The organism is Eubacterium sp. BL-380-WT-2B, assembly GCF_009696115.1.
GTDB classification, from domain to species: Bacteria; Bacillota; Clostridia; order Eubacteriales; family Eubacteriaceae; genus Eubacterium; species Eubacterium callanderi.
Genome location: NZ_VUMP01000001.1, coordinates 109,642 through 129,650 on the forward strand (window position 1 = coordinate 109,642; position 20,009 = coordinate 129,650).

18 protein-coding genes and 1 pseudogene are annotated in these 20,009 nt (G+C 47.3%); 11 read left to right on the top strand and 8 right to left on the bottom strand.

The genetic code is table 11. From position 1 onward, the window contains the following. The first annotated feature begins 1 nt into the window (after window position 1). The 8 genes and pseudogenes from FYJ53_RS00580 to FYJ53_RS21350 all read left to right on the top strand — a co-directional run bounded on the left by FYJ53_RS00580 (window position 2) and on the right by FYJ53_RS21350 (window position 7,675). Window positions 2-142, top strand: coding sequence for a hypothetical protein (locus FYJ53_RS00580; protein ID WP_013378652.1), 141 nt, complete (start codon window positions 2-4; stop codon window positions 140-142). Window positions 143-153: 11 nt separating this feature from the next. After that, window positions 154-1,320 carry a uroporphyrinogen decarboxylase family protein gene (locus FYJ53_RS00585; protein ID WP_148430251.1) on the top strand — a complete coding sequence of 389 codons (1,167 nt, stop codon included), beginning with the start codon at window positions 154-156 and terminating at the stop codon, window positions 1,318-1,320. A gap of 10 nt (window positions 1,321-1,330) precedes the next feature. Further along, complete coding sequence (locus FYJ53_RS21590) at window positions 1,331-1,453, top strand: hypothetical protein (RefSeq protein WP_013378654.1); 123 nt, start codon at window positions 1,331-1,333, stop codon at window positions 1,451-1,453. 98 nt (window positions 1,454-1,551) lie between these two features. Further along, entirely contained in the window at window positions 1,552-2,826 is a 1,275-nt protein-coding gene (locus FYJ53_RS00590) for an SLC13 family permease (RefSeq protein WP_074618259.1), read from the top strand. A 175-nt stretch (window positions 2,827-3,001) separates the two neighbouring features. Further along, entirely contained in the window at window positions 3,002-4,354 is a 1,353-nt protein-coding gene (locus FYJ53_RS00595; protein ID WP_148430253.1) for an MATE family efflux transporter, read from the top strand. Between the two features lie 183 nt (window positions 4,355-4,537). Then, on the top strand, window positions 4,538-5,323 hold the full coding sequence (locus FYJ53_RS00600; RefSeq protein WP_090414137.1) for an electron transfer flavoprotein subunit beta/FixA family protein: 786 nt from the start codon (window positions 4,538-4,540) through the stop codon (window positions 5,321-5,323). Between the two features lie 12 nt (window positions 5,324-5,335). Beyond that, window positions 5,336-6,178, top strand: a pseudogene (locus tag FYJ53_RS21345) (electron transfer flavoprotein subunit alpha/FixB family protein); the annotation flags it as partial. Between the two features lie 354 nt (window positions 6,179-6,532). Continuing rightward, the gene (locus FYJ53_RS21350) at window positions 6,533-7,675 is read left to right on the top strand and encodes an acyl-CoA dehydrogenase (RefSeq protein WP_227929900.1); all 1,143 of its coding nucleotides are present in this window, start codon (window positions 6,533-6,535) and stop codon (window positions 7,673-7,675) included. Between the two features lie 178 nt (window positions 7,676-7,853). Here FYJ53_RS21350 and FYJ53_RS00610 read toward each other — a convergent pair whose 3' ends face one another. Next, complete coding sequence (locus FYJ53_RS00610) at window positions 7,854-8,741, bottom strand: amidohydrolase family protein (protein ID WP_227929891.1); 888 nt, start codon at window positions 8,739-8,741, stop codon at window positions 7,854-7,856. 128 nt (window positions 8,742-8,869) lie between these two features. On the opposite strand from FYJ53_RS00610, the gene FYJ53_RS00615 reads away from it, so the two are divergent. Further along, window positions 8,870-9,508: an HAD-IA family hydrolase gene (locus FYJ53_RS00615; protein ID WP_148430259.1), complete on the top strand. Its 639-nt coding sequence runs from the start codon at window positions 8,870-8,872 to the stop codon at window positions 9,506-9,508. A 31-nt stretch (window positions 9,509-9,539) separates the two neighbouring features. Here the strand turns inward: FYJ53_RS00615 and FYJ53_RS00620 are convergent, their stop codons facing one another. The 3 genes from FYJ53_RS00620 to FYJ53_RS00630 form a co-directional block, all read right to left on the bottom strand. Continuing rightward, window positions 9,540-10,721 (bottom strand): GHKL domain-containing protein, encoded by a 1,182-nt coding sequence (locus FYJ53_RS00620; RefSeq protein WP_158308575.1) that lies wholly within the window; start codon window positions 10,719-10,721, stop codon window positions 9,540-9,542. Between the two features lie 110 nt (window positions 10,722-10,831). Then, window positions 10,832-11,578, bottom strand: a complete 747-nt coding sequence (locus FYJ53_RS00625) for a LytTR family DNA-binding domain-containing protein (RefSeq protein WP_090414127.1) — start codon at window positions 11,576-11,578, stop codon at window positions 10,832-10,834. An 82-nt stretch (window positions 11,579-11,660) separates the two neighbouring features. Further along, entirely contained in the window at window positions 11,661-13,259 is a 1,599-nt protein-coding gene (locus tag FYJ53_RS00630; protein ID WP_154556885.1) for an L-serine ammonia-lyase, iron-sulfur-dependent, subunit alpha, read from the bottom strand. A 151-nt stretch (window positions 13,260-13,410) separates the two neighbouring features. On the opposite strand from FYJ53_RS00630, the gene FYJ53_RS00635 reads away from it, so the two are divergent. Next, window positions 13,411-14,568, top strand: coding sequence for an aldo/keto reductase (locus FYJ53_RS00635; protein WP_187368001.1), 1,158 nt, complete (start codon window positions 13,411-13,413; stop codon window positions 14,566-14,568). A 70-nt stretch (window positions 14,569-14,638) separates the two neighbouring features. Here the strand turns inward: FYJ53_RS00635 and FYJ53_RS00640 are convergent, their stop codons facing one another. The 4 genes from FYJ53_RS00640 to FYJ53_RS00655 form a co-directional block, all read right to left on the bottom strand. Continuing rightward, window positions 14,639-15,406 carry an SDR family NAD(P)-dependent oxidoreductase gene (locus tag FYJ53_RS00640; protein WP_013378665.1) on the bottom strand — a complete coding sequence of 256 codons (768 nt, stop codon included), beginning with the start codon at window positions 15,404-15,406 and terminating at the stop codon, window positions 14,639-14,641. Window positions 15,407-15,492: 86 nt separating this feature from the next. Further along, entirely contained in the window at window positions 15,493-17,328 is a 1,836-nt protein-coding gene (locus FYJ53_RS00645; protein ID WP_148430265.1) for a glycerophosphoryl diester phosphodiesterase membrane domain-containing protein, read from the bottom strand. Between the two features lie 213 nt (window positions 17,329-17,541). Continuing rightward, window positions 17,542-17,871: an MGMT family protein gene (locus tag FYJ53_RS00650; protein WP_148430267.1), complete on the bottom strand. Its 330-nt coding sequence runs from the start codon at window positions 17,869-17,871 to the stop codon at window positions 17,542-17,544. Between the two features lie 98 nt (window positions 17,872-17,969). Next, window positions 17,970-18,905: a 4Fe-4S binding protein gene (locus tag FYJ53_RS00655; protein ID WP_013378669.1), complete on the bottom strand. Its 936-nt coding sequence runs from the start codon at window positions 18,903-18,905 to the stop codon at window positions 17,970-17,972. A 146-nt stretch (window positions 18,906-19,051) separates the two neighbouring features. Between FYJ53_RS00655 and FYJ53_RS00660 the strand changes: the two genes are divergently transcribed. Further along, window positions 19,052-19,930, top strand: a complete 879-nt coding sequence (locus FYJ53_RS00660; RefSeq protein ID WP_148430269.1) for a LysR family transcriptional regulator — start codon at window positions 19,052-19,054, stop codon at window positions 19,928-19,930. Window positions 19,931-20,009: the final 79 nt, after the last annotated feature.

Here is a 20,009-nt window from a genome sequence, read left to right on the forward strand (position 1 = left end):
TATGTTTGAATCAGAATACTACACGACATGGGAAAAATATCAAGAAGAACATTTGAATATTTCTGATAACGCGTGTAAAACAGAAAAAATACAGAATTATGAAGAAGAGATGTTCAAATTTATTATGATGTTATTTTTATAGAGGGGAAGATTATGTTGACAAAATTACAAGAGTATGAAAACAGAAAAGCGGATTTAATTGCGACGACAGGGCATCAGGAGCCTCAATATGTTCCGGTTATGTTAGATGTGATTTCCTGGCCGATCGCATATCAGAAAAAGAAAACGGCGGATTTGATCAAAGATGCAGATTTAATGGTAAGAACTTTTACGAAAACACTCAGGGAAATATATTGTGACTGCATTACCTCAGCAGGAATTCCTTATCCGTTGGTTGCTTTAAATATACTTGGCGGAAAAGGATACTTTATTTCGGAAGATGAAGTAACCATTCAGCATACGCAGAATTGCACGATGGAAGCTGAAGAGTATGGAGAGCTGATCAGGGACACGAAAAATTTTATTTTAAATATTTTGCCAAAACGTAAGTTTTCTAATTTGAATGGTTCGGACAATGAAAACTACGCTGTCTTAAAAAATGCGATTATGGCATTTTCAAAGCACATGGAAGCAGCCGGTAAACTTAGTGCTGCCCTTCAAAATGAACTGGGCGTTGTTGCGGTATGTGGAGGAAGAACAAAGGCAGCCTGCGATACAATGTTTGATCGTATTCGAGGATTTAGAGAAACAATTTTTGACATGAAGCGAAAGCCGGATGAGCTGTTAACCGCACTGGAACATGTGTTTGAGGTTTATGGAAACCCCGGATTAGAAAAACTCAGGGAAAATGGATCCACCGTGCCGTTTCCTTTTACTGCCTGTCATGCGGTTCCTTTTATTCGAAAGTCTGATTTTGAAAAATTTTGGTGGCCTACCTATAAAAAAGTTGTTGACCCCATTATTGCAGAAGGCGGAAGGATCTTTATGAAAAGTGAAGGACGGTGCGGGCATATTTTAGACGTATTAAAGGATTGTCCTAAATCTTCATTCATACTTCAATTAGATATGGAAGATGATCCTTATAAAGTTTATGAGAAAATAGGCGATCATGCTACCATTGCTTGTGGTATTACGACAAATCAATTAAAATGTTTATCAAAGCAGGAATGTTTGGATATTGCTAAAAAAGCCATTGATACCTTTGCGCCTGGAGGAGGTTTCATTTTCACAACAGACAAACCGCTCATTAGTGAAAATGATGTGAATCCGGAAAACTTATTTGCTGTCTATCAATTTGCACATGAATATGGAAAGTATTGAGGAAATTAAAATGAAAGAAAAAACATTGGATGAATTATTAAAAGAATTAGCAGAGGACGCTTCTTGGGAATGTGATCCGCAAAAAAGAGAGAAAATTGTTTCAGCATTTCGAATGATTTTAATCGAAATGTAAGAAAAAGCCACTGCGCCGATTAGACCGGATTTTATTGGCGCAGTGGCACATGGTTCACCAAAAAGTAGTAAAAACTATTTGGTTATGGAGGAAAGACAATGAACCCTATGTATATTTCACTTTTAATCTTACTTGCGGCGGTTATTCTTTATGTTTGTGGAAAATTTTCCTATTTGGCAATATCGATGAGTATCCCTATTCTTTTATATCTTACCGGAGTACTGGAGATTAACGAAATCTTTGTTGCGTTCACCAATGAAAGTGTAATTTTAGCAGGTTGCATGTTTGTGATCAGCGGGAGTATACTGTCAACAGGGGTAGCAGAGGATATAGGAAACTACATAATAAAGTATATTAAGAGTGAAAAAAGCGCTGTGGTCATCATTATGCTTGCTACAATTTTAATGTCTTCCTTTCTCAGTAATATTGGCACAGCCATGATAATGTTACCAATAACACTTGGGGTATGCAGATCGGCTAAGTACTCTCCGTCGCGCTTGTTAATGCCCATGGCATTTGCCTGTTCCCTGGGTGGAATGAATACAACGATCGGAGCACCCCATAATCTTCTCGCAAATTCCATTTTAGAGATGAATGAAATGCAAAGTTTAGGATTTTTTGAACTTTCTAAAATGGGAATTTTATTTTCGATAGCAGGGGTTTTATATTTTTATTTCTGGGGATATAAAATGTTGCCTGTAAATGGAACGATAAAGGAAACTGTAACAAGTAATGAAAAAAAGAGTATTTCTCCAAAAACAAAATATAGAAATAAAATTTTTGCTACGGTGATTTTTGTATTCTGTATTTTAGGATTTATTTTTGAAAACAGAATTAAGATGCCGGTTCATATTACTGCATTTATTGGAATGCTTTTACTTTTGTTTTTTCGTGTCATTAATGAGAAGGAAATGGTAAACATGGTTGATTGGTCAGGGTTAAGTATTTTAGCGGGAATGTTTCCTTTAGTACTCGCATTAAATAAAACAGGAGGCGTTAAGCTGATTGCAGATAATCTGATTAAGCTGGGAGGCGAGACAGCAAGTCCTGTTATATTTACAGCTTTAATTTTTATTGCAGCTGCGGGTATTACACAAATTATGTCTAATACAGCAAGTGCAGCGCTTTTATACCCGATTGCAATTGCTGTCGCTGGTGGCTTGAATTGTAATCCTAAAGTTATCGTGATTGCGGTAACTGTTGCGGCTTCTTGTGCTTTTATCACCCCTATTGGTACAGGAAGTAATACAATTGTCATGGCCAGTGGAGGATATCAGTTTAAAGATTATATGAAAATAGGATTGCCACTTCTTCTAATATGTTTTTTAGTTTACATTTTTTTCGCACCATTAATTTGGCCCATTTATTTTTAAAATTGTATGATATTTTGGATCGTATTTATTTAAAAGATTATATAAAAAGACTCTCTCTATATATATAAAAATTAAGTTTAAAAAGTGAAAATAAGCTAGTGTTAAAAGAATAAATAAAAGTGCTCTTAAAATCTCTGCCTAATGTTATAATATTACAATAAAGGGAGGGATGCCTGTGGAAAAACAGAATGACTTTACTAAAGGGAGCATATCCGGCAATATTATGCGCCTGGCATTTCCGATGATGGCCGCACAGCTGATTAATGTGCTGTACAGTGTGGTTGACCGCGTCTATATCGGCCATTTACCGGATGCCTCGACACTTGCGCTGACAGGTCTGGGTCTTACCTTTCCAATTATCATGATCATTACGGCTTTTGCCAACCTTTTTGGCATGGGCGGCGCGCCGCTCTGCTCCATTGCCAGGGGGAAGGGAGATGACCGCAGGGCAGAGCGTATTATGGGGAATTCCTTTGCCATGCTGCTCATCTCCGGCGTTTTGCTCATGATCGTATGCCTGATTTTTAAGAGGCCGATTTTATACGCCTTTGGCGCCAGTGACCAGACCTTTCCGTACGCTGACGACTATGTTGAAATATATCTCTGCGGCAGTCTCTTTGTGATGATCGGCCTGGGAATGAACAGCTTCATCAATTCACAGGGCTTTGCAAAAACTGGAATGATGACTGTGGCCCTGGGGGCCCTGGTTAATATTCTGCTGGACCCGGTATTTATTTTTATCTTTGGTTTGGGCGTCAGGGGCGCAGCTCTGGCGACAGTGCTGTCTCAGCTGCTTTCAGCCCTCTGGGTTTTACGCTTTCTGACAGGAAAAAAAGCCATCTATCGCCTCAGTCTGAAAAGTATGAGGCTGGATTTTTCGCTGATCGGCGAGATTTCAGGGCTGGGTCTGTCGGGGTTCATTATGTCGGTCACCAACAGCGCGGTGCAGATCGTATGCAATGCGAGTCTTCAGTTTTATGGCGGAGATATTTACGTGGGCGTTATGACCGTCTTAAACTCCATTCGTGAGGTGCTCACCATGCCAGTGCAGGGGATTACCAATGGGGCGCAGCCGGTACTCGGCTTTAATTATGGGGCTGGGGCTTACGGCAGAGTGCGGAAGGGAATTCAGTTTACAGCCATCATCGGGGTGGCGTACACCTTTATTGCCTGGTTGATTCTGATGCTTACGCCCCAGGCCTTTATCCATATTTTCAACAGTGAGCCGGAGCTTATAAGGCTTGGTGTGCCAGCTTTGTATATTTATTTTTTCGGGTTTTTTATGATGGCGCTGCAATTCTCAGGCCAGACCGTTTTCATTGCCCTCGGCAAATCGAAGCAGGCTATTTTCTTTTCGCTGCTTCGAAAAGCAATCATTGTTATCCCGCTCACCCTGTTCCTGCCAACGGTTTTCGGCCTTGGTGTCAACGGTGTTTTTCTGGCAGAGCCCATCTCCAATTTCATTGGGGGAGCAGCCTGCTTTATTACCATGATGGTCACTGTATGGTCAAAAATGAAAGAAGAATAGCCGCTTAAAAGTCTCTGCGAAATATGTGTTTATTTGCAGAGACTTTTTTTAGTGGATAAAATACAAACAAATGGGTAAATATATTCATGTTATAAGTTAAATGCCTGACAATTGTGTTTGTTTGAGCTGCACGTAAGATGCTGCTTTTTTATTTGAAACCGATTGAAAAAAGGAGGTAATCAGATGAATGTTGCTGTATGTATTAAGCAGGTTCCTGCTGTGTCGGAAATTAAGCTTGAAAAGGGCACAAACCGAATGCTGAGAGAGGATGTGCCCGCGGTTGTAAACCTTTGTGATAAAAATGCTTTGGAGGAGGCCCTCAGACTTCGGGAAAAGCATGGAGGCAGGGTAATGGTTTTAACCATGGGGCCGCCCCAGGCCGAGGAAGCGCTCCGGGAGTGTGTCGGCATGGGGGCAGATGAAGCGGTTCTGCTTTGTGACGACGCTTTGCAGGGGTCGGATACACTTGCCACAAGCCGCGTGTTGGCTGCAGCGGTCGAGAAGCTGGGCGGCTATGATCTGGTACTCTGCGGTAAGCAAGCCAGCGACGGCGATACAGGGCAGGTGGGCCCTGGAATTGCCGAACGGCTGGACTGGGCTCAGGTCACTTATGTGAACCGGCTGAAGGTTGAAGATTATGTTTTGACAGCAGAACGTGAAAATAGAGATGGTGTTGAAATCCTGCAGGCCGCGCTGCCAGCAGTCTGCACTATTACGGAAAAAGCCCATGCGCCGAGACACCCCTCGATAAAGGGCAAAATGAAATCAAAAAGTGTGGAGATCCGGACATTATCAGCGGAGGATATTGGGTTAACACCGGATGATGTTGGCTTTAAGGGCTCAGCGACCCAGGTGGCCGGGACTTTTTCACCAGCAGTTCTGGATACTGGCGTCCGGATTGACGCGAAGGACGGTCAGAAAGGCGCAAAAGTCCTGTTTGAAACCCTGGAAAGCCTGGGCGTGTGGTAAGGAGGAAACATCATGAAAGAAAATGCGATTTGGATCTTTATTGAAAAAGAGGAGGAGCAGATCAGGCGCGTAAGTCTTGAACTTTTGTCCAAGGGAAAAAAGCTCAAGCATGAAGATGGCGAGCTGGTTGCTGTGGTTTTTGGCTATCTTTCCTGTGATATGACCACCGAGCTTTCAGGTTATAGGGCGGATATTATTTTAAATGTCCCGGGCGATGGCTATGAAATTTACAGCACCGACACCTATACCGATGCGATGGAAGCCCTGATCCGGCGTTACACGCCGAATCTCCTGCTGGTGGGAGCGACCCATAATGGCCGTGACCTCTGCGGACGTCTGGCAACCCGTCTGGAGCTTGGCCTTGCGGCGGACTGTACAGAGATTGAACTGGAAGAAAATAATGCCGCTACCTTTATCCGCCCGGCTTACGACGGTAAGGAGTTCGCCAAAATTACCATGGCCACACGTCCCCAGATCGGCAGTGTCCACTCTGGTATTTTTGCCAAGGGCCTGCCAGTGGAGGGCCTGAAGGCTGAGGTGATCGAGGAAGATATTCCGATAAAGGAAAGTGCGCTGCGGGTGAAGCTGCTGGAATATGTCGAGGCAGTCTCAAAGGTTGCGGATGATTTGGAGGAAGCAGATATTGTGGTGGCCGGCGGACGCGGCCTCGGAGGTCCCGAGGGCTTTGATGTCATACGGGAGCTGGCAGACGCCCTTGGCGCTGCGGTCGGGGCTTCCAAGCCAACAGTGGAGGATGGCTGGATTGACATTGAGCATCAGGTAGGCGTTACCGGTAAAAGAATCCACCCGAAGCTTTATATCGCCTGCGGTATTTCCGGGGCGGTACAGCACACGATGGGCATGAAGGACTCGGATATGATTGTCGCCATCAATAATGACCCAGAGGCCCCTATCTTTAAAATTGCCCACTACTGTGTGGTTGGCGATTTGTTTGAGGTGGTTCCGGCCCTTGCCGGGATGATCCGTGAAAAGCGCCAGCTCAGATCACCGGCAGAGCGGAGCCAGAATCCAACCAATACAAAGGCGGCTTATTTCGAAGAAAAAGCACCCAAGGCCCAGGAACATCAGACGCCTGAAATTGGGAAGAAAGAAGAAACAGCAGCGGTTCCTTTAGAAAGAGGACCAAAGCGTGAGATTAAAAAGATTAATACGGTTGATAAAACCCATGCAGACGAGGAGGAAGAAACCATGAATTTTGAACTGTCCAAGGAACATCAGGAGCTGCGTGAAATGTTCCGTGAATTTGCCCAGATGGAAGTAAAGCCCATCGCCAAGGATTTGGATGAAAAGGAACGTTTTCCAGAAGAGACCATTCCCAAGCTGGCTGAAGCCGGTATGCTGGGGATCCCTTTTCCGGAAGAATACGGCGGAGCGGGTATGGACAATCTGGCCTACGCCATGTGCGTCGAGGAAATTTCAAAGGTCTGCGGCTCCACCGGGGTTATTATTTCAGCCCACACCTCTCTGTGCGCATGGCCGATCTTTGCCTTTGGAACAGAGGAACAAAAGCGTAAATATCTGGTGCCACTGGCAAAAGGTGAACACCTCGGAGCCTTTGGCCTGACGGAGCCGGGCGCTGGAACAGACGCGGCGGGACAAAAGACGACGGCTGTTCTTGAAGGCGACCACTATGTTTTAAACGGCAGCAAAATATTCATTACCAACGGTGGAAAAGCCGATACCTATGTTATTTTTGCCATGACGGATATCACAAAAGGCAACCACGGTATCACCGCTTTTATTGTGGAAAAGGATTTTCCGGGTTTCTCCATCGGCAAAAAGCTGGACAAAATGGGAATCCGCGGTTCCTCCACAACCGAGCTGATCTTCAAGGACTGTATTGTGCCAAAGGAAAACCTGCTCGGCGAAGTCGGAAAGGGCTTTAAGATCGCCATGAAAACCCTGGACGGCGGACGGATCGGCATTGCCTCTCAGGCTCTGGGACTGGCGCAGGGAGCCATTGATGAAACCATCCCTTACGTCAAGGGCAGGGAACAGTTTGGACAGCCGCTGTCGGCTTTCCAGAACACCCAGTTCCAGCTGGCCAACATGATCGCCAGGGCAGAAGGGGCGCGCTTGCTGGTTTATCAGGCAGCCTGCGCGAAAGACGCAGGAAAACCCTATAATCATCTTGCCGCTTTAGCCAAGCTCGTCGCGTCAGAAGCAGCGAGAGACGTTACCTGTGAGGCCGTCCAGCTTTTCGGCGGCTACGGCTTTACAAGGGACTACCCGGTAGAACGGATGATGCGGGACGCCAAAATTACCGAAATCTACGAAGGCACCTCCGAAGTCCAGCGCATGGTCATCTCCAGCTGGGCAGGGGTAAAATGAAGCTGAGTCCAGTTTTGCAAAGCAAAACTGGCAGCGAGTAAGGAGAGAGCGGTAGCGAACGAACGAGCGGAACGAAGCAAACGTCTTGTTGAGAAAAGCCCTCCAAAGGAGGGATAAAGGCTTTTCTCAATAAAGACGCTGCTGCATACGAAAATTAAAAATGAAAAATTCTCCATTTTCAATTTTCCATTATAATCCCTCCAGCCTTAAACCTTTCCCGCACCGTTGCCTCTGCCTCTACAAGCCGGGCGTCCAGAAAGGCCTGGTCAGGTACAGCCTGCCTGAAATAGCCATACTCATCAAAAATCCCCCGGGGATGCGTCACCCGGAAGGCTCCGGCGTCACTGCCAAGGGCTACGGCGGCCCCGAGGTCAAAGGCTCTCTGGATATTGGCGAGCTGCCGCTCATGGATGCTTGTCAGAACAGTGTCATTATACCGTCCGCTGCCGATGATATTACCGGTTATGGCAATGGTAGGGCACCAGACTGCTCCGGTTTCCTTCAAAAGAGAAAGACATTCCGCATCCATGAAGTTGCCATGCTCAATGCTGTCCACACCAGCCTCCAGGGCAACTTTTATATGATCGGCGCCATTGACATGGGTCATGACTGAATAGCCTTCAGAATGAGCGATATGGACCATTTCAGCCACCTCCTGCCCCGGCAGGCCCGGGCAGCTTAAACGTCCGGCGTGGTCAAAATCCATGATGCCGGCAGTCATGATTTTTATAAAATCACACCGAAGGGAGCGGGCTTTCTGAACAAGCCGGGCATATTCCTTCAGGCTGTCATAGGCAAAGCCGACGATTCCGCCGTAGTAACCCCGATGGTGGATAGCAAATACCGGCGTCCGGTAGTCAATACCGTATTCTGGCGCCAGGTCGGCAGCCAGTCGTGAAACGTCCAGATTATCGCCGCCGTCACGGATAAAGAGGACATTGCGCTTTTGGTAGGCTGACAGGACCTGCCGGATCAGGGCTTCATCGGGGCCGTTTCTGTGTTTTGCCGCAGCTTCACGGAAGCATACACCATCCATGATCATGTGGGCATGGCATTCTCCAAACATGCTGATCCCTTCTTCGTTTAAATTCTGAATTCTATTATAACGCCGGATTACCATAAAACAAAGGGAAAGCTGTAAAAAAGACAGCAGAACTGCTATAATAAAGCTATTGTGATACCAGGAGGTAGAAAATGGATTACAAAGCATATCTTTTTGATTTTGATTATACACTGGCAAATTCAGAAAAGGGCATCGTCATGTGTTTCCAGCATGTTTTTGAACGCAATGGCTTTAAAGGGATTGAGGAGGATGCCATTAAGAAAACCATTGGCTTAACCCTGGAGGAGGCGTTTATGCTGCTGACGGGCATTAAGGACCGGGAGACCGTTGCCGGCTACCGGAAACAGTATGTCGAGAAGTCCGATGAAGTGATGGTGGCAAACACTAAGCTGTTCCCCGAAGCGCTGCCCATGCTTAGAAAACTAAAAAAACAGGGAGTGAAAACAGGGATTATCTCCACGAAATACCGCTATCGGATTGAGAGCACTATCCGCCTTTATGGTATGGATGAATTGATTGACCTGGTTATCGGCGGCGAGGATGTAAAAACAGCCAAACCAGACCCGGAAGGGGTCTGGAAAGCATTGGACAGGCTGGAGTGCGCCAGAGAAGAAACACTTTATATCGGCGACAGTCTGGTTGATGCCCGCACCGCGGAGAATTCAGGGGTGCACTTTGCAGCCGTGACCACAGGCACAACCACCGCTGCGGATTTTGAAACGGTGCCACACGTGAACGTTATGAAAAATTTGTCTGAGCTTGTGAAATGAACCATTAAAAAAACGGCATACTGCCGTTTTTTTAATGGTTCAGCAAAATTTGGAGTGTAAACAGGCGGTTCTCTGTTTTATAATGCAGAATGCCGCTATATTTTTTTACAATAAAAGCAATGCTCTGTGTGCCGATGCCATGATGCTCGTCGTGGCTGACGGGAAGGCCTTCTTCATTAAACTCAGCCTGGCCGTTAAAGCTGTTGCTGATTTCAATGACAAGCTTATCCGGATACTTCCGGCAGATCAGATCAATGCTCCGTTCATCAGAAGCAGGGAGCTTGCTGCAGGCGTTAAGGGCATTTTCAAGGGCGTTTGAGAAAATGACGCAGAGGTCGGTATCCTCTACAAAAAGCTCTCTGGGAATGGACAGATCGCTGCAGATCGTGATGCCTTTTGTCATGGCCAGATCCGTGTATAAAGAAACCAGCGTGTTCACCAGATAATTTTCACAGAACTGATAATAGGAAGTTTCATCAATCATGCTTTGTATCTGGCGGGAATAGGCTTCGGCCTTCTCCGGGTGTCCATCCTGCAAAAAAGCGATGATAATACCAATGTGGTGGCGCATATCGTGCCGGTACATGCGGATAACCTCCATTTTCTGCTGCTGAGTATCAAACTGGCGTTTTTGCAGATTGATCTGAAGGCCTAGAAATTCGGCCTCCCGGCGGGCGCTGGTGAGCTCATAGGAACGCTGAAAGGTAATAAAGATCACCGCATAAACGCCAAACATGGTCAGGTAGACCAGCCCCAGTGTAGGAAGGACCTGGGGCCTTTCATAAAAAATTGTGGGAAAAAGCACCAGAGAAATGATCACTGTACAGAACAGTGCCGGTACAAAGGAGATCAAAATCCAGCCAGTTTCCAATGATTTTGCGAAAAGCCGGAAGGGCTTGCGCAGATACCGGGTATAAAGCAGAAAGACACCCCCATAGAGCAGAAGCCTCAGAAGCAGTTCTGTATAAAAACCGCCGCCCAGGGCCTGTGTGCCATAATAGGAAAGTATGACAATGGCAAAAAAAAGGTTGATCTGGGTCCAGAAGTTAAACTGGGCTTTAAAGATATCATCCTTTGCCAAAACGGCCAGCAGAATAACACAGGGCAGGGTCGTGGTGAACAGAAAATATCGAAAGAGCACGTCAAGACCTGCTGCATAGAGAATAATGCCATTGATCGTCATAGCGGCTACAAAGAAAAAGAAAATGATCAAAAAACACTTCCTGCGGGAATAGCGGAACTCTGTCATAACAAAAATCAGGCCAATGGTACATAAAAGGGATAAAGACGCCCGTAAAAATGACTGGCAGAAGGTTCCGGACATCATAGCAGGAGGCCGCCTTTATTATGCAGAAGAAAATTGAGATACTGTTCCTTGACCGCTGTGTAACGGCGTCCGGCAATGGGGATAATCGTGCCGTCCTCCAGAATAAAGCTGTCTGAATTTAAGGTGCTGATAGCATGGAGATTTACTATAAATGCGCGGTGTGGCCGCAAAAAACAGCCGGGATCATTGAGCTGATTTTCGAGTTCGGTCAGGGTAATGGTCGAGTTGGCCGTGGCAATGGCGGCGCCGTCCTTTTTGTGGATATAGAGCACATGACTGATATGCTCCACATAGGTAATGTCGTAGGCCTTCAGGCTCTGGATGCCCTGAGGGGTAGTTATGACAAGACGCTGAGTCTGGGTCAGCGTCAGTCGGTCCAACAGCTTATCCAGGATGTCATAAAATTTTTGTCTGTCAAGGGGCTTAAGAAGGTACTGAAAAGCATTTACTTCATAAGATTTCAGCGCATAGTCTGGGGAAGTGGTCAAAAAGATGATTGTGCTCTCATCATCAATGGTCCGAAGCGCCTTGGCTAAGGCGATGCCATCCATCTCTGGCAGAATAATATCCAGAATTAGAATATCAAAGTGGTTTTGCCCCTCCACGGTATCCAGCAGGGCATGGCTGGACTGGAAGCAGTCCAGAGAGATCGTCTTTTGTCTGCTTTTACAGTAGTTTTTTATAATGGCGGCCAGCTCAGCCAGCTCATCGGGCTGGTCGTCGCAGATGGCAATTTTTATCATGGCTGTTCCTCTTCATTTTAGGCTTTTTATCATTATAGCACAATTTAAAAAAATCGTGAGTTTATTTAAGCGGTAAAAAGCGTCATTCGTGCGGCTGTCCCGCATTTTTTGCCATCGCAAGAGCAGCCGGAGTAAGGCAGAGTCCGCCGTTTCCAGTGCAGCGAAGTTCAGATGGGAGCTGGCGGCCCACGCGGTACATTGTCTCGATGGTTTGGTCAAGAGGTATCTGGGAATCGTAGCCGCCGAGCGTCATTTCCGCGCTGGTCAGAGCATTGGAAACCGACATGGCGTTCCGGCTGATACAGGGGATCTCAACTCTGCAGGCAACCGGGTCACAGATGAGTCCAAGGACATTCTGCAGCGCGGTAGAGGCAGCGCGCAGAGATAAGATCGGGTCTTCGTTCACGAGGGAGACCGCCATCGCTGCGGCCATGGCGCTGGCAGCGCCGTTCTCTGCCTGGCAGCCGCAAAGCTCGGCGGCAAAGGTAGCCTGCTCTGCGATGAATACGCCGATGATGCCAGCGCACAGTAAGGCCTTCGCAGCTTGTTCTAAAGCCTTTTCAGGTAAAACAGGCGGGAAAGAAGGGGGTATTCCTGTCTCTTGAAGCAGTGCGAAGAGCACTCCGGGAAGCACGCCGCAGGAGCCTGCCGTTGGTCCGGCGACCACGACGCCCATGGCGTTGCTGGCCTCCATGACAGCGGTGCTGTAGACTGCTCCGTTTTGATAAGGACTGGCGGAAAGAAGCCTGCCGGCAGAAGCTGCCGCTGCCATTGACCGGGCCGAACGGTTTGTAAGGCTTTCGCCATTTGAAGCGTCCAGCAAACCAAAGCTTATGGATTGATGCATGGTTTTTACGAGCATTTTGGAATAGCTCAGCACTTTCTCCGCAGCCCATCCGCTCCTGGCGGCTTCATATTCAACTGCGGTCTGCCAGAGTGGCATGGGATTTTTGTCTAAAAATGCGGTGAGCGCGCCAGAGGTGCTGAAAGGCAGCGCTGCTTGCGCGGGCGTGGGTACAGGAAGGATGGCGGGAATATAGCGCAGTGTTTCCGGTGCTGTTTTTATGAGTCTTTTAATTTCATCGGGCGAAGTGGATGCTTTCAGCGGCAGCACATAAAAATCAGTGCCGCAGATCAGGCTTTTGGTGTCAGCGATGGCTGGTGGCAGCGTCTCCAGAAAGGTTCTGAGAGCGCCCTGTGTTTCCGTGGTGTAAAATCCTGCGAGTACAGGACAGTCCCCTTTGAAATCGACGGGGGCACCGTTGAGGGCAGTTATGCAGAACATTCCGCCGCCTGTGGAAAGAGAAGTGACACAGAGACGCCCGGAAGGGCCCCCAAGAACAAGGTCACAGGTGTTAGGATGCTCGCAGGCTGTGTCGGTCAGGCAGATATCAAAGCCAATGCTTTTTTCTTTAAGACGGCGGAGGCTGTTTTTAAAGTCAGGATGGTTTAGCGGCAAGCCAAGAAGGCCAGCGGCAAAGGCAATATCCGACTTTTGACCTTTATAGGTGGTGGCATATGAGCTGCTTTTGGGAAAAATCAGCTGAACGGATTTAAAATCCGGCATCAGACTGCCGGTAAAGTATCCGATACGGCCTGGACCGGCTGTATGGGAGCTGGAAGGTCCAGTCATCACAGGCCCCAGCACATCATTGAAAATACTGGTTTTATAATTAGTCATAAAGAACTCCTTTGGTGGGCTGCTTTTATTGTAAGTCTGAGGAGGGAGCAGGGTCAAGAAGAAAAGGGCTTTTGTCCGACGAAATTTTACATCTGTTTCGCAGGAGAAAAGGGTGATATAATACGGTTAAATGGGGAAAGGAGCAATTGCTATGGAATATCGAAGAATAAAGGGGATCGAGACACCAGTCAGTGTGATTGGCTTTGGAGGCGTCTATCTGGAGGGAATGCCCGGGGAGAAAATCATTGAGATGATCCACCACGCCATGGATCTTGGCGTTAACCTGCTGGATCTTTACATGCCCCAGCCGGAAATAAGAGATGCGATTGGAGAGGCAATAAGGACGCACCCTGGCAAAATGATGATACAGGGGCATTTATGTACAGTATGCGGTGGTGATGGGCAGTATATCCGCAGCAGAAATCTGGAAGAGGTGAAGCGCTCCTTTGAGGATATGCTGGACCGGCTGAAGCAGGACCACGTGGACTTTGGGATAATTCATTTTCTGGATTCGGAAAAGGATTGTGAAGCAGTAGAAAAAAGCGGTATTTTGGAGTATGCCCTGGATTTAAAGAGCCAGGGTGTTATCCGAAAGCTTGGATTTAGCTCGCACAATGCTGTTACTGCCATGAAACAGGTGGAGACCGGCTTGTACGAGATGCTCATGTTCAGCCTCAACCCAGCCTATGATCTGGACCACGGACAGAGGGAGGTTGAGGATATCATGGAATTTAGAGGCGTATCGGTGGATGAAAGGGCGCTGGGGATCGCTCCGGCCAGAATCGCTTTGTATCAGCTCTGTGAGGCCCTTGGAATTGGCATTACTGTCATGAAAGCGCTGGCTGCAGGGCGGCTTTTGTCAGCGGAAAGCTCACCTTTTGGAAAAGCCATGACACCGGCGCAGTGCTATCACTATGCGCTGGATCGTCCTGGAGTAGTGTCTGTGCTGCCTGGCCTTTCCACGCTTCATGAAATTGACGAGGCGGCAGCCTACTGCCAGAGCACTGAGGCGGAAAGGGACTACAGCGCTATTGCCGAAGCGCCCAGCTTTCAGATGCAGGGGCAATGCATGTACTGCAATCACTGCCAGCCCTGCCCCATGGGCATTGATGTGGCGGCAGTGACAAAATATCTGGATGTCGCCAGAGAGCATGGGGGCAGACTACCAGGAGCCACAGCTGAGCATTATAAAGCGCTGGCGGTGCACGCCTCAGACTGTATCGAATGCGGAAGCTGTCTGAAGCGCTGTCCCTTTGGTGTGGATGTTGTTGTCAATATGCAGGAAGCCCGCCGTATTTTTGGACTGTAAAATAAAAAGCCCTGTCACTCCACTATGCGCAGCAGTGCGGAGGGGAGATGACAGGGCGTAAATTTATTTGTCAGACGATTGAAGTGCCACCGTCTACGACAATGTGCTGGCCAGTGACATAGCTGGAAGCATCACTGGAAAAGAAAAGTACCGGTCCGCTGACCTCGCCGCGTTTTCCAGGACGGCTCATAGGACATTGGGCGCTGTACCCCTGAAGGAAGGCTTCAGACTTAAAGAGCGTATCCTTTGTCATTTCGGATTCAAAAAGCCCTGGGCATACGGCGTTGACGGTGATATTAAATTGCCCATAGGAGGCAGCCATCCCGATTGTCAGGCCAAGAACCGCGCTTTTGGAGGCGTTGTAGGAGTGGCGGATAAACATATCGGCCTTGTCCCCGATCAGCGCGTTGACAGAACTGATATTAACGATTTTTCCGTAATTTTGTTCTTTCATATGCGGGACGACATATTTGCTCATAATAAACATCCCTTTGACATTGACATCCATGGCGTGGTCCCAGTCTTCTACGGTCAGGGTATCTACACCGCCGCGGACAGCAACGCCGGCGTTGTTGAGCAGAATATCAATTCTGCCAAATTTTTCGATTATTTCTTCAACGGCTTTTTTAACACATTCTTCGTCAGTCACATCGCAGGAAATGACCAAAACCTTTCGGCCCATTCCGGAAATTTCGGCGGCCACCTGCTCCAGTTTTTCTTTTCTTCTGGCAAGCAGTACAACATTTGCGCCGTTTTGCGCATATGCTCTTGCGGAATCTGCGCCTAACCCGCTGGAGGCGCCTGTGACGACCGCTACTTTATCTGTCAAATCAAACATATCAATTATCTCCTTCTATTTTATAATGGTTAGTAATTATTAAAATAGAAATACCCATTTTAAACAGCTTCAAACATCGACTGGCTTCATGGGTTTTGTTGGTCAATAACCTCACGGCCTGCGGCGGGTTTATCGGTAATCAGGCCGAGCACCCCAAGATCGAGATACTGTCGCATGGCCTTGGGCTCATCCACCGTCCAGACATAGACCGGGAGCCATGCTTTTCTGGCTTTGCTGATCAGGCTTTTTGTGACCATATTCTCCTCAACGGTGAGGAAGTCAATGTCCATATTGACCAGCCGCCTTGTGTCTGCCTTGCCCAGATTGCCGTAGACACAGTAGCCAACCGTATATTCGGGGTGCAGGGTTTTTAGCTGTTCCACCAGGCTGTAGTCCAGGGACATGAACATACAATTTTTTTCATCATTCTGCGCTTCAACGACTTTGGCGGTTTCAGCGGCAACGTCAGCGGTTTCGTGTCCGTGGGTTTTCAACTCAATGAGCAGTTTGATCTGTCCTTTTGTGGCCTTTATTACTTCTTCGAGAGTTGATATCTTCCCCTTAGCGTCGTTTTGGAACAAGGTCAGTTCACCGAGCTCCTTAGCGGTCAGGTCATAGACGTTGACATTTTCGCCGGAAAGACGCTGGAGATTACTGTCGTGGATGACCATTGGCACGTTATCTTTAGATAAAAGAATGTCAATTTCCGCGTAGTCAGCGCCCTGGTCAATCCCCCCCTGGATGGAGCCGAGGGTATTTTCCACACCCTCCGAGCTTCCGCGGTGCCCGATGACGATGGGGCTGTGCAAAGCGGGTGGGTTATAAAAGAGGCTGAACATGCCTACGGCAGCCAGAATAACAACGCCAAGAGCAATGGGCTTCTGGTGTTTGATAAAAAAGGGATGGGCTTTGATATGCGTCCAGGCGCTTTTGGCCGTATGGCGTGAAATATGAAAAAAACTCATGGCCTTTTCCTTTGTGTGGCCAAGCCTTTCGTCAATAAAGGGAAGGGCTTCCCCGTCAATATTTACCCGGCCGTCGAGCCTGATGTAGCCCGCAGTCAGGATCGTTAAAAGCAAAAGCATGAGGGTGATGCGCAGCAGGCCTGCCAGCAGAAAGCCCATAAGCGGCGCAAACATATTTCCTGAAAAGAGACTCAGGAAAACAGTGAAAGGGCCGTTGCCGGAGATACCGGGGAAATAAGTGGGTACAAACCCTGGAAAGTTAAACAAAACAATCCATAAAATCAGGTAAATGCCAAGCGCTAAAGCATCAGGCAGACGCCCTTTTTTTAAAATACTGAAGCTTCGCCGTGAAGCCTTCATGAACGAAACGCGGTCCAGAACCATGGCGGGCAGTACGAAAAGCAGAATAACAAAAAGTACAAATATAACCACGTAAAACAGGTAAACACCAATATTTCCAAGCAGGGTTTTTGACAGCTCTCCGGTGATAAAATTGGGAATCCGGGTCTGCGGCAGCAGCGACGGGCGTAAGCCGATATGTATCAGCGGCAGGAGCCCCAGCGCATAGGCAGTAAAACCAACCGAGCCAAAATTTTCAAGGCTTTTATAGGTCGTTAAAGCCATTTTCATGGCAGTGCCAAGGCGGATTGGATTTTTATGAAGCCTGTGGTAGAGCATTAAGATGATGACAGAAAACTCATAATAAACCATAAGTGCGCCCAGCGCCAGCATGATGATGAGGGTAATGACCCCGGGAATATTGGTAAAAAAATTAAGAATTCGCTCGTTAAATGCCAGACTGTAGCCGCTGAGGTTCAAAAAAATCTGCATGATAAATGACAGCAGCGGTTTCAGCAGAACGGAGCAAAGTATTTTATATACAACCTCAAAAGCCAATAGTGCCGGAAAGGTCTGAATAAAGGCAATGAGGGTATTCTGAATATTTTTTGATTTCATGTCAGAGACCCCAGAGTTTTTTAATAGTTTACCATAAAATCAGACAGCGGACATGAAAAACAGAAATTTTGTTATAAGAAAAAAAGCTGTTGGAAGATGTGCGTGAGGTCTATTACCATCTTGAGGGTATAGCTGAAAATCTTGGTATTTCAGCGGATAATGCGGTATTGAGGGAGCTGTATTTTAAGGATGTGAAGCTGTCAGCTTTCCCTTTTAATGGGAAAAGTCTTCAGCAATTTCCCAGAGACAGCACCGCATATTGACCTTGCCGTTTGGCAGAAAAGCCACGCCTTCTTTTTTCAAAAGCTGTTCCTGAATACCAGGACCGCCGAAAATAAGTCCCTTGCAAAGGGAGCCGTCACTGAAGACAACCCGGTGACAGGGGAGTTCCAGATGAGCGGGAACATGGTGGAGGGCAGCGCCCACGGCTCTTGCAGCCCGGGGACAGCCAGCCAGAAGAGCTACCTGCCCGTAAGTGGCTACCCGGCCTTCTGGGATATTTGCAATGACACGATAGAATTTTTCGTTGAGTGATACAGACATTAGGCGTTACCTCCTGATTATAATTTCATTATAGAAGATTGTTCTGTGAAAAACAACGTATAAAAAGCCTCCATTGTTTCTGGAGGCCTTTAAAAAAATCAGCAGGTAGCGCCAGATACGGTCGCAATACCCAAAATATTGTCTTTTTCGTCTAATAAATCATTGGTGGTCAGAGCGCGCTCTACAGCTTCCGCGCCCAGGCGTTCAACGGTAGAGCCAAAACGTTCGCTGTTCTGCCCTTCTTTTTTGTATAAGAGAATGGCTTTTTCCACAACATCCATGATTTCGCCGCGGGTAAACAATGTTTTTAGTTCAGTGCCGCGGCGGATCGATTTTCCCCAGCGGCCTCCAACATAAACTTTATAACGGACTTCACCGTCAGGAATCGCGTCAAAACGGCAGTTATCAACACATAAACCGCAGTTGTTGCATTTTTCCTCGTCAATGACGAGTTTTCCGTCTGTTACAGTGGCAGCATCCATTGGGCAGCGGTCCTCAACAGAGCACTTGCTGCAGCCCTTGCACAGCGCATCATTATAATTGGGGATTTTCTGGCCGACGATACCTAAGTCATTGAGGTCAGGTTTTACGCAGTTATTTGGGCAACCGCCAACAGCAATTTTAAATTTGTGAGGCAGTGTAACGTCCCGATAGCCCTCGTAAAAACGCTCGTGTATTTCGCGGGCAAGACCCTGTGTGTCAATCAGGCCATAGGTGCAGACCGTTCCTTTACAGGCAACAACAGGGCGGACTTTTGGGCCAGTACCGCCGGTTACCATGCCCTCTTTAGCGATAAATTCCTGAAAAGGTACAATATCATCCCAGGTCAATCCCTGTACTTCCACGGTAAGACGAGTGGTAAAGGCAATGTTGCCATTCCCGAATTTCTCAGCCGCTTCACTCAGGCAGGCAAACTGAGCGGCGTTTAAAACGCCGTCCTCTGTGATAACGCGGGCAGCAAAATGTTCGTGGTCATTATTGAACAGGAAGCCCTGTCCCTTGACGCGTTTAATTTCTTCAGGTGCGATGTTCATAAGCTTGTAAATCTCCTTTTCCGTTTAGGTGAAAATATTCTTTGTTCTTCAGTCTATAGATTAACGGATTTCTTGACGATTGTAAAATAGTATTTTATAATCAGTTTAATAGCTAAATACCTATAGAAGAACAATGGGGGATAATTATGACTATCAGGCATCTGAAAGTATTTCTGGCAGTTGCGGAGACAGGCAAGATGAGCGCTGCTGCCGAACAGCTGTTTATTGCCCAGCCATCTGTCAGCCAGGCCATCGCGGATATTGAAAAATACTACAATGTACGTCTGTTTGAACGGCTTTCCCGCAAGCTTTACATCACGCCGGCAGGTGAAAGGCTTTTAGATTACGCCAGGCATATTGTGGCGCTGTTTGATGAAATGGAACTGGAGATGAAGTATTCCACTGAACATACAACCCTTAAAATCGGCGGAACAGTGACAGTTGGAACTACCATTCTCAGCGAGCTGGTGAGCCGGTTTGAGGCAGAAAATCCGCCAGTTACACTGACAGTTCTGGTGGACAACACACCAGTCATTGAGTCTATGATTTTAAAAAGTGATCTGGACCTCGGGCTTGTTGAGGGCGAGGTAAGCAGCGAGGACCTTATCCAGATACCGGCAGTGGAGGATGAAATGGTGTTGATCTGTGGCACGGGGCATCCTTTTGCCGGCCGAAAGACCATCAGTCTTGATGAACTGCAGGGACAATATTTTGTGATACGTGAAAAAGGCAGCAGAGCCCGCAGCTTTTTTGAAAAGATACTGGACAGAGAAGGTGTGGAGATTGTGGAAAAATGGACCTGTACAAATACAGAAGCCATTAAGAATGCAGTAATGGATGGCCAGGGTCTGGCAGTGCTCTCCAAACGCCTGGTAGAACGGGATTTTGAGCAGGGGCGGCTTTGCATACTCTCGATCCAGGGAATCCGTTTGCTGCGGAGTTTTACGCTGATTTATCACAAAAACAAGTTTTTATCACCTCCTCTTAAGGCTTTTGTTCAAGCCTGCGAGGAATATAAAGATTAGTTTTCCACTTTTTGTTCACTTTTTGTCCACATTTTAACGTGGATAGTGTGGATAAGTTTTAGAATAAAAAATGGCTTTT

Excerpts from the sequence above, each read along its gene's own strand:
- FYJ53_RS00635 (WP_187368001.1), top strand. The coding sequence starts at position 13,411 with ATGGAATATCGAAGAATAAAGGGGATCGAGACACCAGTCAGTGTGATT.
- FYJ53_RS00650 (WP_148430267.1), bottom strand. The coding sequence starts at position 17,871 with ATGTCTGTATCACTCAACGAAAAATTCTATCGTGTCATTGCAAATATC.
- FYJ53_RS00625 (WP_090414127.1), bottom strand. The coding sequence starts at position 11,578 with ATGATAAAAATTGCCATCTGCGACGACCAGCCCGATGAGCTGGCTGAG.
- FYJ53_RS00585 (WP_148430251.1), top strand. The coding sequence starts at position 154 with ATGTTGACAAAATTACAAGAGTATGAAAACAGAAAAGCGGATTTAATT.
- FYJ53_RS00600 (WP_090414137.1), top strand. The coding sequence starts at position 4,538 with ATGAATGTTGCTGTATGTATTAAGCAGGTTCCTGCTGTGTCGGAAATT.
- FYJ53_RS21350 (WP_227929900.1), top strand. The coding sequence starts at position 6,533 with ATGAATTTTGAACTGTCCAAGGAACATCAGGAGCTGCGTGAAATGTTC.
- FYJ53_RS00660 (WP_148430269.1), top strand. The coding sequence starts at position 19,052 with ATGACTATCAGGCATCTGAAAGTATTTCTGGCAGTTGCGGAGACAGGC.
- FYJ53_RS00655 (WP_013378669.1), bottom strand. The coding sequence starts at position 18,905 with ATGAACATCGCACCTGAAGAAATTAAACGCGTCAAGGGACAGGGCTTC.
- FYJ53_RS21590 (WP_013378654.1), top strand. The coding sequence starts at position 1,331 with ATGAAAGAAAAAACATTGGATGAATTATTAAAAGAATTAGCAGAGGAC.
- FYJ53_RS00630 (WP_154556885.1), bottom strand. The coding sequence starts at position 13,259 with ATGACTAATTATAAAACCAGTATTTTCAATGATGTGCTGGGGCCTGTG.
- FYJ53_RS00580 (WP_013378652.1), top strand. The coding sequence starts at position 2 with ATGTTTGAATCAGAATACTACACGACATGGGAAAAATATCAAGAAGAA.
- FYJ53_RS00610 (WP_227929891.1), bottom strand. The coding sequence starts at position 8,741 with ATGTTTGGAGAATGCCATGCCCACATGATCATGGATGGTGTATGCTTC.
- FYJ53_RS00640 (WP_013378665.1), bottom strand. The coding sequence starts at position 15,406 with ATGTTTGATTTGACAGATAAAGTAGCGGTCGTCACAGGCGCCTCCAGC.
- FYJ53_RS00615 (WP_148430259.1), top strand. The coding sequence starts at position 8,870 with ATGGATTACAAAGCATATCTTTTTGATTTTGATTATACACTGGCAAAT.
- FYJ53_RS00645 (WP_148430265.1), bottom strand. The coding sequence starts at position 17,328 with ATGAAATCAAAAAATATTCAGAATACCCTCATTGCCTTTATTCAGACC.
- FYJ53_RS00590 (WP_074618259.1), top strand. The coding sequence starts at position 1,552 with ATGAACCCTATGTATATTTCACTTTTAATCTTACTTGCGGCGGTTATT.